The following is a 13,681-nucleotide window of genomic DNA, read 5'->3' as shown; positions in this document are numbered from 1 at the left end:
AAGAAAATCCCAAGTATAAGACTTGGGATTTTTTGTTTTAAATATTCTGAATTCTGACTACTAATTTCTATTTTTGCACCACAATACCACAACTATGTACAAATTACTCATTCGTCCGATACTTTTTTGGTTTGATCCCGAAGAAGTACATTATTTTACCTTTTCTCTTATTCGTTTTCTGAATAGAATTCCCGGTTTTTCGTCGATTTTCAAATCTTTATATGAAATCAATGACAAACGTTTGGAGCGTGAAGTCTTCGGATTGAAATTTAAAAATCCTGTAGGTTTAGCCGCTGGTTTCGATAAAGATGCCAAGTTGTATCAAGAACTTTCCAATTTAGGTTTCGGTTTTATTGAAATTGGAACGCTTACACCAAAAGGACAAGAAGGAAATCCTAAAAAACGTTTGTTTCGTTTAAAAGAAGATTCGGCAATTATCAATCGAATGGGTTTCAATAATGGAGGTGTTCAAGAAGCGGTTGAGCGACTAAAGAAAAATAAAGGTGTTCTAATTGGTGGAAATATTGGTAAAAACAAATTAACACCCAACGAAGAAGCAACTACTGATTATGAAATTTGTTTCGATGCTTTGTATGATTATGTGGATTATTTCGTGGTGAATGTTAGTTCGCCTAATACTCCAAACCTTAGAGCTTTGCAAGATAAGGAGCCATTAACGGCACTTTTGCAGACCCTTCAGAATAAAAATGTAACGAAACCCAAGCAAAAGCCTATTCTTCTTAAAATTGCACCCGATTTAACCGATGAGCAATTGCTGGATATTATTGATATTGTTGCAGTTACTAAAATTGCAGGTGTTATTGCGACCAATACTACCATTTCGAGAGAAGGGTTACAATCAGTCAATAAATCTGAAATGGGAGGATTGTCTGGAAAACCATTAACCCAGCGCTCCACTGAAGTGATTCGTTTCCTTTCCGAAAAAAGCAACAAGGCTTTTCCAATTATTGGAGTAGGAGGAATTCATTCTCCAGAAGATGCATTAGAAAAACTCGAAGCTGGAGCCAGTCTAATTCAATTGTATACTGGTTTTATCTATGAAGGCCCAGCTTTGGTAAAATCGATCAATAAAGCGGTTTTAAATCGAATGAAATAAGTATTTTGTTACTAATCCGATGGCAATAGCCAATCCGAAACTAAGCATTGTGCCTATTAGTACGTATTCGGTTAATTTTCGGTCTTTGGCTTCGGTTAAGTCGCCAAATCTAAATATTGATTTCGCGGCCAGTAAAAATCCAATCGCCGAAAATTGATTAATCAGAATAAAACAAAAAACAAATAATCGTTCTAAAATTCCGATATAATTGCCTGCATTTTGTAGCGATGCATCATTGGTTTTGTTTTCAGGTTCCCATATGGAAATCAGTGTTCGTATAAGTATTGAAGCGGGTTTAGTCAAGAACACGATTCCAACAATAAGCAGCCAATAATTTGGGTGGATTATGCTAAAATCAATTAGCATGTCTTGATATACTATTCCTATGATTACAATTGAAGTTAAATGCGCCATTTGGTCTGCAATAAACCATCCTCTTTTGGTTTTGTTCGTTTGGAAATGTAATTTAAGGGCATCAATTATTCCATGAATAATTAGTAAAACTACTGCGTATAAAATGAATTGTGTTTCAAAAACGAATAGTGCCGCCAGAACTCCATGGAATAGACTATGCAGATAAAGATATTTACTTTTTAGTTTATGCGTTTCTTTATGTTCTACCCATTTAGTCGGTTGAAAAATGAAATCACCCAATAGGTGTGCGAGTAGTATTTTTACGATTATAATCATTTGCTTAATAATGCTACTTGGGATTTATAATATTCATTCAGTTCTAATAGTAAATCGAATTGTGCTCTTTTTCTTCTTCGACTTACAGCAGCTTGATTGATGTTTAATTTTTGACCTAATTCTTCTTGTGACAAATTCGGGTTTTGTAATGCGCTTATGACAAATTCCACCGATTGTGACAACCATCCGTCTACTATAGTTACCCCTAGTTTGAATAATAAATTCATCTGAATATTGAATTCGTTACTATTGGTTTGAATCGCTAACGTGTTTTTTTGTTTTTTTAAACTTTCAAATGTTTCCCCAGAATAGACAAATGCTGAGCCATTACTCTCCGAAATTTTTTGTGCATCATAACTTTTATCGCCAATTCCAATACTCATTCGAGCATCTAGCTTAACGCTTTTTAAATAGGTTTTAATAAGAATTGCAGCAATAAAGGCTTCTTTCGGATTTTTGACTTCCAATTGAAATTCATCCCCACGATAAATTTCCCAATCACTTGGATTTTTTCCAAATGTGCTTAGAAATGTTTTAAAACCCTCCATCCACTCGGAAGTTTTTAATTTTCTGGACTTTATGATGTCTCCTGTAATTATACTTGTCATAAATCAAATATATAAAAGATATTTAATATTACCAAATAACGTAATATTTTTAATTATTACCAAATAACGTAATATTTTTAATTATTACCGAATAACGTAATGAAAAAATGAGTTTTGAAACTTTATAAGTTTTAGTATCTTTGGATTCGAAATGAAAAAAATCAAACTTATCGAATGTCCACGAGATGCCATGCAAGGCATCAAGGATTTTATACCTACAGATAAAAAAGTACAATACATTCAATCGTTATTGCGTGTAGGGTTTGATACGATTGATTTTGGAAGTTTTGTGTCGGCAAAAGCCATTCCACAAATGCAAGACACAGCCGAAGTCTTAGCGAAGTTAGATTTATCGAAGACTGAAAGTAAATTATTAGCAATTATTGCCAATACGCAAGGAGCAGAAAATGCTTCCATTCATCCAGAAATTAAATATTTAGGTTTTCCGTTTTCCATTTCTGAGAATTTCCAGATGCGAAATACCCATAAAACGATAGCCGAATCATTGGTGACGTTACAGGAAATTTTAAATATTGCTGATAAATCGAATAAGGAAGTGGTGACGTATATTTCGATGGGCTTTGGAAATCCGTATGGAGATCTTTGGAATGTTGAAATTGTTGGCGAGTGGACCGAAAAATTGGCCAACATGGGCGTTAAGATTTTATCACTTTCCGATACAGTCGGCACTTCAACTCCGGAAGTGATTGATTATTTATTTTCCAATTTAATTCCGAAATATCCGCAAATTGAGTTTGGTGCGCACTTGCATACCACGCCTGATAAATGGCATGAAAAGGTAGAAGCTGCCTATAAAGCTGGATGCGTTCGATTTGATGGAGCGATTCAAGGGTTTGGAGGTTGTCCTATGGCTACCGATAAACTAACAGGGAACATGCCTACAGAGAAGTTGCTTTCCTATTTTACGGCTCAAAAAGAAGCACATAATTTAAGCGCCATGAGTTTTGAAAGTGCTTATAATGAAGCTTTAAAAATTTTTACCAAGTATCACTAATAAGTGAATTTATTTTTTGTCGTTTTACTTCACAATTTTTATTTTTGCGATCCAAATTCGAAGTACAATTAAACCATGATTTCTAAATTTTACACTTTTGTTATTTTTCTTTTTGTAATTAATGCAAACGCCCAACAACTTTCTTATGATAATTTTGAGGCTTTAGAAATAGGTAACCTAGGGGGGGATGTTCAAGGAAGTGTTCCTGGACAAGGCGGGTATTATACGTTTTGTTCTTTATTATCAGATTTCCAAATTATAGATTCTAATTCATCAAATGGTAAAGCACTTCAAGTTACGGGATACTCTTTCACTTCAGATTACAGAACGGCATGGAGTAATAACTTTGTTAATTTATGGCCAAATAGAAATTTTGGAAACAACATTGTTGAAGTTGAGTTTGATTTTTTTACAGGTAACGATTCAGGTATTGAATCAGAGCATGGATTAAAAATTTTAGACAATACATATAATAAAATACTTGCTGGTTTCGACTTTAAAACCGACACAAATAAACTAATGGGGCTAGTATATAGTAACCTTAATGGCACCCCTACCAATAACTATTTTGAATTAAACAATACAGAAATTATTCTTCCTGAAAACACATGGGTTCGATTGGGAATGAGTTTTAATAAAATTACAGGTGAAGCCCGATTTAAAGGCCCTGGTTTTGATAAAGTGATTGCTAGCGCAACACTCATTAATGTTGATCCTAAAACCGTTGACTATTTTTGTTTATTAGGTGCCAATAATTTCAATTCTTCGGTTGTGCTGTATGATAATGTTGAGATGCGAGCAACGGCTAGCAATTTGCTTTTAAGCAACCAAGAAAATATAGTAGAAAATAGTAAGTTGGTGACTTTTTACCCTAACCCTACAACAGATAATATCTATATTAATGATGCAAACAATGAAATAAAAAAAATAACATTGCTTGATATTAAGGGACAATTACTTTTTGAAACTTCTAAAAATCAACAACCAATTTCATTGGAAAAATTTGAAAGTGGAGTGTACTTTTTAAAAGTTGAAACTTCTAAAGGGGTTAAAGTTGGCAAATTAATAAAAAAATAGTCTTTATTTTAAACTAATTGTTTTCCAAGTGGAGTTTAGAATTAAATTACTTTCTCTAAGATAATGGCTTTAAAAATTTTCACCATTTACCATTAATTACTTAGCGTTATTGTCATCAAAGGTAAAAACAGCAATGACATCGTCTAAATTGTTGGGAATTTCTCTTGGCAATAATAATTTGGAAAATTTCAAATAGAAAAACAAAAAAATACTGAATAAAAGGGTTGCAATTTGTTTTCCAATAACGTTGGAAAACAATAAGTTTAAGTTGGTTTCAATTGAGAAGAAGTTAATTCCGTAAAACATCACCGAATCAAATAAGGCAACCAAACTCAAAGGAATATAGATTTTAAAAATAGTATTGACCATTTTCAATTTCAGATTTAAAAATTGGTAAATAATTACAATTAAAAACAAATCAAATAATAACAAGCAAGTTCCTATTAAGAACAAAGTCACATCAAAATTTAAAATTTCATTCAAATAATCTTGAAAAACAGAGAAATCGTCGACTTTAAGTTGGTATAAGGTAATTATGGAGAGTATGGATAACAGCACATTTGAAAGCAAAACGCCAAAAATAGCTGTTCGTGTGACTTTAACTCCTTCTGTATGAAAAATTAAAAGGACACTGAATAAGGTTGAGGTAAATAAAATAGCCGAACCTGGAGAAACCACAACTCCATCAAAAATTTCATTATAAACACTTGAAGCTAAAACGGTTTGATAAAATTGAACGGTTCCTAAGAAAATTAGTAATAGTCCAATCCCTAAATGATTGCGTAGTTTATGTAAAAAAAGAATGGCTCCCGAAATAATAACTATTTCGAATATTAGTAATGATAATGCATTCATTTAAGGGTAATTGTTTTTATTATCTTTTCGTTTTTTTTATGTACATTTGCTGGCAATTTAATTACAAATTGCAAATGAACGCACACACAACTAAAATTATCGGTGAAGGGTTAACTTACGACGACGTACTGCTAATTCCTAACTATTCTCAAGTGCTTCCTCGCGAAGTAAGTATTCAAACTAAATTTTCAAGAAACATCACATTAAATACACCTATCGTGTCTGCAGCTATGGATACGGTAACCGAAAGTGCTATGGCTATTGCTATGGCTCAAGAAGGTGGGATTGGTGTTTTGCATAAAAACATGTCGATCAAAAAGCAGGCTGCCGAAGTACGCAAAGTAAAACGTGCCGAGAGTGGGATGATTATTGATCCTGTGACTTTACCTTTAAATGCGAACGTTGGAGATGCTAAAGAAGCCATGCACAAGTATGGGATCGGTGGTATTCCAGTTGTGGATGATGCTATGACATTAAAAGGAATTGTCACCAACAGAGATTTACGTTTCGAAAAAAATAACGAAAGAGCGATTACCGAAGTAATGACTTCACAAAATTTGGTAACGGCTCCCGAAGGCACTACACTTGGACAAGCGGAAGAAATTTTACAAGGAAACAAGATTGAAAAACTTCCAGTAGTGAATAGCGACTATAAATTAGTCGGATTAATCACGTTTAGAGATATTACCAAACTTACTCAAAAACCAAATGCTAATAAAGATAAATTTGGTCGCTTGCGTGTAGCCGCTGCTTTAGGTGTTACTGCCGATGCTGTGGAAAGAGCTACCGCGCTTGTGAATGCAGGTGTGGATGCAGTGATCATTGATACGGCTCACGGACATACCAAAGGGGTGGTAGATGTATTAAAACAAGTAAAGGCCGCATTTCCTGATTTGGATGTAGTAGTAGGTAACATTGCCACTCCAGAAGCCGCTTTGTATTTAGCCGAAAATGGCGCTGATGCAGTGAAAGTAGGTATTGGTCCGGGTTCGATTTGTACGACACGTGTGGTTGCCGGTGTAGGTTTTCCTCAGTTCTCTGCCGTGCTTGAAGTGGCTGCCGCTTTAAAAGGGACTGGTGTTCCCGTTATCGCTGATGGTGGAATTCGTTATACGGGTGATATTCCGAAAGCCATTGCTGCTGGAGCCGATTGTGTGATGTTGGGTTCATTATTAGCTGGAACGAAAGAATCACCGGGAGAGACCATTATTTTTGAAGGACGTAAGTTCAAGTCCTATAGAGGAATGGGTTCGGTAGAAGCAATGAAAGAAGGTTCTAAAGATCGTTATTTCCAAGATGTAGAAGACGATGTGAAAAAATTAGTTCCAGAAGGAATTGTTGGACGTGTTCCATACAAAGGCGAATTAAACGAAAGTATGCTTCAGTTTATTGGTGGACTTCGCGCTGGAATGGGGTATTGTGGATCAAAAGATATCGAAGCACTTCAAGCTACGGGTCGATTTGTACGTATTACGGCTAGTGGAATTGGTGAAAGTCACCCACACAATGTAACAATTACGAAAGAAGCGCCAAATTATTCGAGATAACTGATATATATCTGACGGGTTTCTGAAACCTAATTATATCTGACAGATTTCAAAAACCTGTCAGATATTTTTTATTATATCCCCAAATAGTTACTTGGAGTTATCACTTTTAATTCTGCTTTGATGGCATCTGAAACATTTAGGGTTTCGATAAACGCGTGAATCGATTCTTTGTTGATTACCGAATTGGTTCTCGTTAAATCTTTCAACGCTTCATAAGGATTTGGATAGCCTTCGCGACGCAATATGGTTTGAATTGCTTCCGCAACAACGGCCCAGTTTTTCTCTAAATCTTCGGCGAATTTATCTTCATTCAATAACAATTTGTTTAATCCTTTTAAAGTGGCTTCAAAAGCGATTAAAGTATGCCCCATTGGTACTCCAATGTTTCTCAAAACCGTACTATCAGTCAAATCGCGTTGTAATCTTGAAATAGGTAATTTTGCTGATAAATGTTCGAAAATAGCGTTGGCAATACCCAAATTTCCTTCCGAATTTTCAAAATCAATCGGATTTACTTTATGTGGCATGGCCGAAGAACCGATTTCTCCTGCTTTGATTTTTTGTTTGAAATATTCCATCGAAACATAGGTCCAAATATCTCGATCCAAATCAATTAAAATGGTATTGATACGTTTCAACGCATCGAAAAAGGCTGCAAAATGATCGTAATGTTCAATTTGAGTCGTTGGGAATGAATGATGTAAACCTAAAATGTCTTCCACAAAATTAGTTCCGAACGCTTTCCAATCATTATTAGGATAAGCGACAACGTGAGCATTATAGTTTCCAGTTGCACCACCAAATTTAGCAGCAAAAGGCACGTTGAATAACAAACGCATTTGTTCTTCTAAACGCTCTACGAAAACATGAATTTCTTTACCTAAACGAGTAGGAGAGGCGGGTTGTCCGTGCGTTCGAGCCAACATTGGAATGTCCTTCCATTCTACACTCAATTCTTTTAATTTCGAAACCAAACCAATTAAACTTGGTAAGTACACTTTTTCAAAAGCATCTTTCGTCGAAAGCGGAATAGCAGTGTTGTTGATATCTTGAGAAGTCAATCCGAAGTGGATGAACTCTTTGTATTGTTGTAAACCTAACGCATCAAATTTGGTTTTGATAAAATATTCCACCGCTTTAACGTCGTGATTGGTCGTTTTTTCCGTTTCTTTAATCCACAAAGCATCTTCGGTAGAAAAGTTTTCGTAGATGTTTCTCAAATTTCCATAAAGACCTTTATCAACAGTGGCTAGTTGCGGCAAATTGGCTTCACAAAGCGCAATAAAGTACTCTACTTCAATTAAAACGCGGTATTTGATTAAGGCTTCTTCTGAAAAATAAGGAGCTAAGGAAACAGTTTTATTTCTATAACGACCGTCAATTGGCGAAATAGCATTCAATTCAGTTAGTTGCATTTGTTGTGTGTTGTTTAAGAAAGGGCAAAGATACTTTTTTTAGTCACAAGCCAAAAGGCAAAAGTCATAAGTTTTTATTCGCGATTTTATGATTGTGGTTGATTATTGTAATTGCAATTGAATTTTTTCAAGTCCTACGCTGGCACTCATTGCTAAAACTTCCAATTGATTCGGTAAATCATAAATGGAAGCTGGATTCGGGTCGATATAATATACCGGAACATTCGATTTGGCATAATGCATCAAACCAGCAGCAGGATAAACCTGTAATGAAGTACCAATGATAATCACAATATCGGTTTGTTGCATAATGGGAATGGCTTTGTCAATGGCAGGTACCGCTTCGCCAAACCAAACGATATCGGGACGCAATTGTTCACCCTTATTATTTTTATCTCCAATGTAGATGTCATCTTCCCAATACATGCTTTCATTTTCTGAAAACTCACCACGAACTTTTACCAATTCGCCGTGAAGGTGTAAAATATTGGTGTTTCCCGCTCTTTCATGTAAATTATCTACATTTTGAGTGATGATTTGGACTTCAAATTGTTGTTCTAATTCGACTAGAATTTCATGCCCACGATTGGGTTTGACTTCCTTAAGTTGTGCGCGGCGTTTGTTGTAGAAATCCAAGACCAAAGCAGGATTGTTCTGCCAGCCTTCGGGAGAAGCTACTTCCATAATATCATGGTTTTCCCAAAGTCCGTTGGAATCGCGAAACGTACTAATGCCGCTTTCAGCACTCATTCCGGCACCAGTTAAAACAACTATTTTTTTCTTCATTTTAATTTTATCTTTGTCGAAATTAAAGAAAATTATCCATTTATGGAATCGCTATTTCAAGACGAAGATTATTTACAATACTTAGAAGGATTTTTAACCGAAAACAGAAAAGAGGGTTTCTTACGTGTGTTGGAAAACAGAACCAAGCATTTTACAGTGGCTATGGAAGATATTTTTCAGTTGCACAATACCAGTGCGGTAATGCGTAGTTGCGAAGTTTTCGGAATCCAGGATTTACATGTTATTGAACATAAATTTGGAAAGACTATAGATGGCGAAATTGCAATGGGTGCCCAGAAATGGGTTGATATTCATCGTTATGCAACCAATCAAAACTGTATTGATGATTTAAAAGCTAAAGGCTATCAGATAATTGCTACCACACCACACGAAGAGGATTGTGAACTGGAAGATTTTGACATTACGAAGCCTTCCGTATTTTTCTTTGGGACCGAAAAAAATGGATTGTCGGAAGAAGTGATGAGCCAAGCCGATGGCTATTTAAAAATTCCGATGGTGGGTTTTACAGAGAGTTTGAATATTTCCGTATCGGCGGCTATTATTTTGCAAAATGTTTCCACACGTTTGCGTCATTCGGATATTGATTGGAAATTATCAGAAGCAGAAATACTGGAAAAGCGAATCGATTGGGCCCGAAAATCGATTAAAGATTTTGATTTTATTACTCAGAAGTATTTGGAGAACTTCAATGTCAAAAATCAATAGCAATGTCAATATTGAAATTGAAAATTGTTATTGCTATTGTATAATTACTTCTTCTTCAAAATCTTGTACTCTTCATAACAACCACTTACCGCATCCAGAACCTGTAAATCATTAGCGGTTTTCATAAAGGCTTCTGAATAATTGCAACGTTCTAAGATTTCGTTTAGTTCTTTTTGGTTAATACCAAGCATCAAATAAATGGTTTGACGATCGTAACGGTTTTGAAGGATACCGCGAAGCTTGTCATCATTTTTAAGTTCACGCAATTTTTTAAGCTCTTTTGGCTTTTTTCCGAAGAAATTGTACAAAGCATCAGCAGGATTAAATAAGGAACCCATAACGCGTCCAAATGCGTTAGGCGAGTTTTCACCGCCTTCATAACGTTGCGTTAAACCAGCAATCGAATACCAATAGTTTTCTCGTTCGGGAATTAATTTAGAATCGACTTCCAAATAACCAGTTAATTCGTAGGGCGGAATTACAATTTCTTCCAAAGCATAGGCTTTTTCAGTCAATTTGATTCGTGTGGTACGGTTTTTTATCCAGTCGTTGGTGACTTTGACTTCAATTGATTGAAAACCCAAACACGAAATAAGTAAGATATCGTTTACTTCGGCATTAATTTCGAAATTACCTTTAGCATCAGAAATGGCGCCACGTACTTTGTTGGTGTTCACAATATTTACATTCCAAATGGGGAATAAGGTATTGTCATTAACGATTGTTCCCTGTACGGTGGTTTCTTGCGCAAACGCTGTAATGGAAAATATGTATAAAAAGAAAACTGTAAAATATCTCATAGCCTAATTTGTGAGGCTAAAGTAACTATTCGTTACGAGATATTTTACAGTTTATATAGAATTATAAGAAAATTAACAAAAAGTGTTAACTTCTTCCAAAGTCCTAGCTTCTTCTTGGTCTTCTTTCTCTAGGTGCACTAGAATCAGAACGACGCGGAGCGCTGTCAGAACGTCTTTCGTTTCTTGGAGCTCTTTCAGAAGATTCTCCTCTTGGAGCAGAACCTCTAGTGAAACCACCTTCACGTCTTGGTCCTCTGTCGCTTGAACGAGACTCACCACGAGATTCAGATCTTGGTCCGAAAGCACCACCACCTCTTGGTGAAGAGCTTCTTTCTCCTCTAAATCCACCTTCACGTCTTCCGCCACCTGAGCGTCCGTTATGATCACGACGAGAAGAGTTTCCTCCACCATCGTTTTTAGAAATTTCTACATTAATACGTCTTCCGTTAAGGTCAAATCCGTTAAGAACAGACATTACTTTTTCAGTGTGTTCTCCATCAGTATTAAAGAAAGAGAATCCTTCTTTAACATCTACTTTGAATACATCGTCACGACCTAAGTCTAGCGTTTCTTTTAAGAAATCTTTCAATTGCATCCAATCGAAATCGTCTCTAGCTCCAATGTTAACGAAATAACGAACAGGATCTCCCGCTCTAATTTCTCTTGGTTCTGAGCTTCTTTCTCTGTCGCCACCTTTTTCACCGGATAAATCACGTTTCTTTTTGTAGTAAGCAATGAATCGGTTAAATTCTACAGATACCATTTTCTTGATTAACTCTTCTTTAGACAATCCGTCTAATACTTCGTTAATAGCAGGAAGGTAGTTGTCAATTTCGTGATCAACTTCGGTATCTTTAATTTTATTCGCTAAGTGTAACAACTGAATTTCGCAGATTTCAATTCCAGAAGGAATGGTTTTTTCTTCGAATTTTTGTTGGATGATTTTTTCGATTGCATTAATCTTACGAATTTCACTTTTGGTGATAATTACGATAGAAGTACCTAATCTACCCGCACGACCTGTACGACCTGAACGGTGGTTATAGGTTTCGATTTCATCTGGTAATTGGTAGTTGACTACGTGTGTAATATTGTCTACGTCAATTCCACGAGCAGCAACGTCTGTCGCTACTAACATTTGAATTTGACGACCACGGAAAGCTTTCATAACACCATCACGTTGTGCTTGAGATAAGTCACCGTGTAATGCAGCAGCACTATATCCGTCTTCGATTAATTTTTCTGCAACAGCTTGTGTATCACGTTTTGTTCTACAAAAAACTACTGAGAAAATATCTGGATTCGCGTCTGCCAATCTTTTCAAAGCTTCGTAACGATCACGAGCATTTACTAAGTAAAATTCGTGCGAAACAGTTTTAGAACCTGAATTCTTAGATCCTACAGTAACTTCTGCAGGGTCGTGCATGAATTTTTTAGCAATACGAGCTACTTCTGCAGGCATTGTTGCCGAGAATAACCACGTATTTTTTTCGTCTGGAGTATCGGATAAAATCGATACGATGTCTTCATAAAAGCCCATGTTCAACATCTCATCGGCTTCGTCAAGAATACAAAAGTTGATGTTTTTAATGTTTACAAGTCCACGATTAATCATGTCTTGCATTCTACCTGGAGTTGCCACAATAATTTGTGCACCTCTTTTAATTTCTCGGGCTTGTTCTGTAATGCTTGCACCACCATAAACCGCCACTGTATGTAACCCTTTTATGTATTTTGAGTATTGTTTAATCTCGTTGGTGATTTGTAAGCATAGCTCACGCGTTGGGGATAAAATTAACGCTTGTGTACTTCTGTCTTCAGCATCAATTTTTTGAATTAGCGGAAAACCAAAAGCTGCCGTTTTCCCTGTTCCTGTTTGTGCTAATGCGACTAAGTCTGTGTTTTGCTCCAATAGTACTGGAATCGCTTTTTCTTGCACTTCTGACGGATTCTCAAATCCTAGATCCTTGATCGCCAGCAGTAACGACTCATTCAGACCTAATTGTTCAAATTTATTCATAAATTATTTTAAATTGGGTGCAAAAGTAGTGTTTATATTTGGAATAATCTAATTATATTAAATAATTGATTTTTAAGCAGTTAATTGAAATAGAAAAAAGAGAAAAGAGGCAAGAGAAAAGAGTTTACCGCTAACTTAAATAATTTCTTTGTTGAAATTGATTATTTATGTAAGAATTCTATCAATTGTTTGACAGCTTTTGCGCGATGGCTAATGGCCGATTTTTCTTCCATCGAAAGTTCGGCAAACGTTTGGGTAAAACCATCGGCTACAAATATTGGATCATAACCAAATCCATTAGTTCCTTTTTTCTCTTCGATAAGGGTTCCGTTGATAATTCCGGTAAATAACTGTTGTGTTCCATTTAAATTTAAAGCAATAACCGTTTTGAAGTTGGCTTTTCTGTTGGATTGATTTTTCAATTTCTCTAATACCTTATTCATGTTATCATCATCATTCCTTTGAGGTCCTGCATATCGGGCTGAATACACACCAGGTTCTCCGTTTAAAATATCAATTTCTAATCCGCTATCATCAGCAAAACAAGGATAGCCGTACTGTTCGGTAACATAATTGGCTTTCAGCATTGCATTGCCTTCAATGGTATTGGCCGTTTCAGGAATATCAACAGTGCAACCTATATCTTTTAAACTTAAAATTTGAATGGTTGACGGCACTAATTGCTGAATTTCTTTGATTTTATTCTGATTATTGGAAGCGAAAACGAGTTGCATTGTTGTTGTTTGAATAGTTGTGAAGCAAAGATAACAGAATTTTGAAAATGAAACTTTAACAAAATATGCGGAAAATCCGTAATTGTAATTGTAATAGGCGTAGTAAGTTTGTCCTACGTTCTTATATTAAACAAACAAACTAAAAAACTAAAATTTTGTTATAGCTTAAAATTGGGTGATAAAGATTTTTTGACTCATACTGTTAAATTGTTCGTATAATAGATTCTTCATATAGTATAAAGTCTAAATTGCAATTCAACTTCTTTATTAATTTAAGTGAATGTTTTT

General features: G+C 35.5%; 13 protein-coding genes. 5 read left to right on the top strand and 8 right to left on the bottom strand.

Translation table 11 applies throughout. The features are described 5' to 3' along the window. The first annotated feature begins 94 nt into the window (after positions 1-94). The gene (locus EQG63_RS07155) at positions 95-1,117 is read left to right on the top strand and encodes a quinone-dependent dihydroorotate dehydrogenase (RefSeq protein WP_129435675.1); all 1,023 of its coding nucleotides are present in this window, start codon (positions 95-97) and stop codon (positions 1,115-1,117) included. Here EQG63_RS07155 and EQG63_RS07150 read toward each other — a convergent pair. Further along, positions 1,100-1,807 (bottom strand): DUF3307 domain-containing protein, encoded by a 708-nt coding sequence (locus EQG63_RS07150; RefSeq protein WP_129435674.1) that lies wholly within the window; start codon positions 1,805-1,807, stop codon positions 1,100-1,102. The genes EQG63_RS07155 and EQG63_RS07150 overlap by 18 nt on opposite strands. After that, positions 1,804-2,415, bottom strand: a complete 612-nt coding sequence (locus EQG63_RS07145; RefSeq protein WP_129435673.1) for a SatD family protein — start codon at positions 2,413-2,415, stop codon at positions 1,804-1,806. Before EQG63_RS07145 ends, EQG63_RS07150 begins: the two co-directional genes overlap by 4 nt. Positions 2,416-2,566: 151 nt before the next feature. Here EQG63_RS07145 and EQG63_RS07140 point away from each other — a divergent pair, with 151 nt between their 5' ends. Then, positions 2,567-3,430 carry a beta/alpha barrel domain-containing protein gene (locus tag EQG63_RS07140; RefSeq protein ID WP_129435672.1) on the top strand — a complete coding sequence of 288 codons (864 nt, stop codon included), beginning with the start codon at positions 2,567-2,569 and terminating at the stop codon, positions 3,428-3,430. Positions 3,431-3,505: 75 nt separating this feature from the next. Continuing rightward, the gene (locus EQG63_RS07135) at positions 3,506-4,507 is read left to right on the top strand and encodes a T9SS type A sorting domain-containing protein (protein WP_129435671.1); all 1,002 of its coding nucleotides are present in this window, start codon (positions 3,506-3,508) and stop codon (positions 4,505-4,507) included. 96 nt (positions 4,508-4,603) lie between these two features. Here EQG63_RS07135 and EQG63_RS07130 read toward each other — a convergent pair whose 3' ends face one another. Next, positions 4,604-5,362 (bottom strand): hypothetical protein, encoded by a 759-nt coding sequence (locus tag EQG63_RS07130; protein ID WP_129435670.1) that lies wholly within the window; start codon positions 5,360-5,362, stop codon positions 4,604-4,606. Positions 5,363-5,436: 74 nt separating this feature from the next. Here EQG63_RS07130 and guaB point away from each other — a divergent pair, with 74 nt between their 5' ends. Next, positions 5,437-6,909, top strand: a complete 1,473-nt coding sequence (gene guaB / locus EQG63_RS07125) for an IMP dehydrogenase (protein WP_129435669.1) — start codon at positions 5,437-5,439, stop codon at positions 6,907-6,909. A 74-nt stretch (positions 6,910-6,983) separates the two neighbouring features. On the opposite strand, the gene purB is transcribed toward guaB, so the two are convergent. Together purB and EQG63_RS07115 are read right to left on the bottom strand one after the other, a co-directional pair. Continuing rightward, a complete protein-coding gene (gene purB / locus EQG63_RS07120; RefSeq protein ID WP_129435668.1) occupies positions 6,984-8,327 on the bottom strand; it encodes an adenylosuccinate lyase in 1,344 nt (447 codons plus the stop codon). Between the two features lie 102 nt (positions 8,328-8,429). After that, positions 8,430-9,113, bottom strand: coding sequence for an SIR2 family NAD-dependent protein deacylase (locus EQG63_RS07115; protein WP_129435667.1), 684 nt, complete (start codon positions 9,111-9,113; stop codon positions 8,430-8,432). A gap of 42 nt (positions 9,114-9,155) precedes the next feature. On the opposite strand from EQG63_RS07115, the gene EQG63_RS07110 reads away from it, so the two are divergent. After that, a complete protein-coding gene (locus EQG63_RS07110) occupies positions 9,156-9,839 on the top strand; it encodes a TrmH family RNA methyltransferase (protein ID WP_129435666.1) in 684 nt (227 codons plus the stop codon). 44 nt (positions 9,840-9,883) lie between these two features. On the opposite strand, the gene EQG63_RS07105 is transcribed toward EQG63_RS07110, so the two are convergent. The 3 genes from EQG63_RS07105 to EQG63_RS07095 all read right to left on the bottom strand — a co-directional run bounded on the left by EQG63_RS07105 (position 9,884) and on the right by EQG63_RS07095 (position 13,393). Continuing rightward, positions 9,884-10,639: a carboxypeptidase-like regulatory domain-containing protein gene (locus EQG63_RS07105; protein ID WP_129435665.1), complete on the bottom strand. Its 756-nt coding sequence runs from the start codon at positions 10,637-10,639 to the stop codon at positions 9,884-9,886. Positions 10,640-10,742: 103 nt separating this feature from the next. Beyond that, positions 10,743-12,659 carry a DEAD/DEAH box helicase gene (locus EQG63_RS07100; protein ID WP_129435664.1) on the bottom strand — a complete coding sequence of 639 codons (1,917 nt, stop codon included), beginning with the start codon at positions 12,657-12,659 and terminating at the stop codon, positions 10,743-10,745. A 161-nt stretch (positions 12,660-12,820) separates the two neighbouring features. Next, entirely contained in the window at positions 12,821-13,393 is a 573-nt protein-coding gene (locus EQG63_RS07095) for a non-canonical purine NTP diphosphatase (RefSeq protein ID WP_129435663.1), read from the bottom strand. Positions 13,394-13,681 lie beyond the last annotated feature (288 nt).

Origin of the sequence: Flavobacterium amnicola, assembly GCF_004122165.1 — a bacterium.
GTDB lineage: Bacteria > Bacteroidota > Bacteroidia > Flavobacteriales > Flavobacteriaceae > Flavobacterium > Flavobacterium amnicola.
This window is presented reverse-complemented; position numbering and strand designations above follow the sequence as displayed.

What these genes read in the sequence shown, in the direction of transcription:
- EQG63_RS07155 (WP_129435675.1), top strand. Translation starts at nt 95, where the DNA reads ATGTACAAATTACTCATTCGTCCGATACTTTTTTGGTTTGATCCCGAA.
- EQG63_RS07150 (WP_129435674.1), bottom strand. Translation starts at nt 1,807, where the DNA reads ATGATTATAATCGTAAAAATACTACTCGCACACCTATTGGGTGATTTC.
- EQG63_RS07145 (WP_129435673.1), bottom strand. Translation starts at nt 2,415, where the DNA reads ATGACAAGTATAATTACAGGAGACATCATAAAGTCCAGAAAATTAAAA.
- EQG63_RS07140 (WP_129435672.1), top strand. Translation starts at nt 2,567, where the DNA reads ATGAAAAAAATCAAACTTATCGAATGTCCACGAGATGCCATGCAAGGC.
- EQG63_RS07135 (WP_129435671.1), top strand. Translation starts at nt 3,506, where the DNA reads ATGATTTCTAAATTTTACACTTTTGTTATTTTTCTTTTTGTAATTAAT.
- EQG63_RS07130 (WP_129435670.1), bottom strand. Translation starts at nt 5,362, where the DNA reads ATGAATGCATTATCATTACTAATATTCGAAATAGTTATTATTTCGGGA.
- guaB (WP_129435669.1), top strand. Translation starts at nt 5,437, where the DNA reads ATGAACGCACACACAACTAAAATTATCGGTGAAGGGTTAACTTACGAC.
- purB (WP_129435668.1), bottom strand. Translation starts at nt 8,327, where the DNA reads ATGCAACTAACTGAATTGAATGCTATTTCGCCAATTGACGGTCGTTAT.
- EQG63_RS07115 (WP_129435667.1), bottom strand. Translation starts at nt 9,113, where the DNA reads ATGAAGAAAAAAATAGTTGTTTTAACTGGTGCCGGAATGAGTGCTGAA.
- EQG63_RS07110 (WP_129435666.1), top strand. Translation starts at nt 9,156, where the DNA reads ATGGAATCGCTATTTCAAGACGAAGATTATTTACAATACTTAGAAGGA.
- EQG63_RS07105 (WP_129435665.1), bottom strand. Translation starts at nt 10,639, where the DNA reads ATGAGATATTTTACAGTTTTCTTTTTATACATATTTTCCATTACAGCG.
- EQG63_RS07100 (WP_129435664.1), bottom strand. Translation starts at nt 12,659, where the DNA reads ATGAATAAATTTGAACAATTAGGTCTGAATGAGTCGTTACTGCTGGCG.
- EQG63_RS07095 (WP_129435663.1), bottom strand. Translation starts at nt 13,393, where the DNA reads ATGCAACTCGTTTTCGCTTCCAATAATCAGAATAAAATCAAAGAAATT.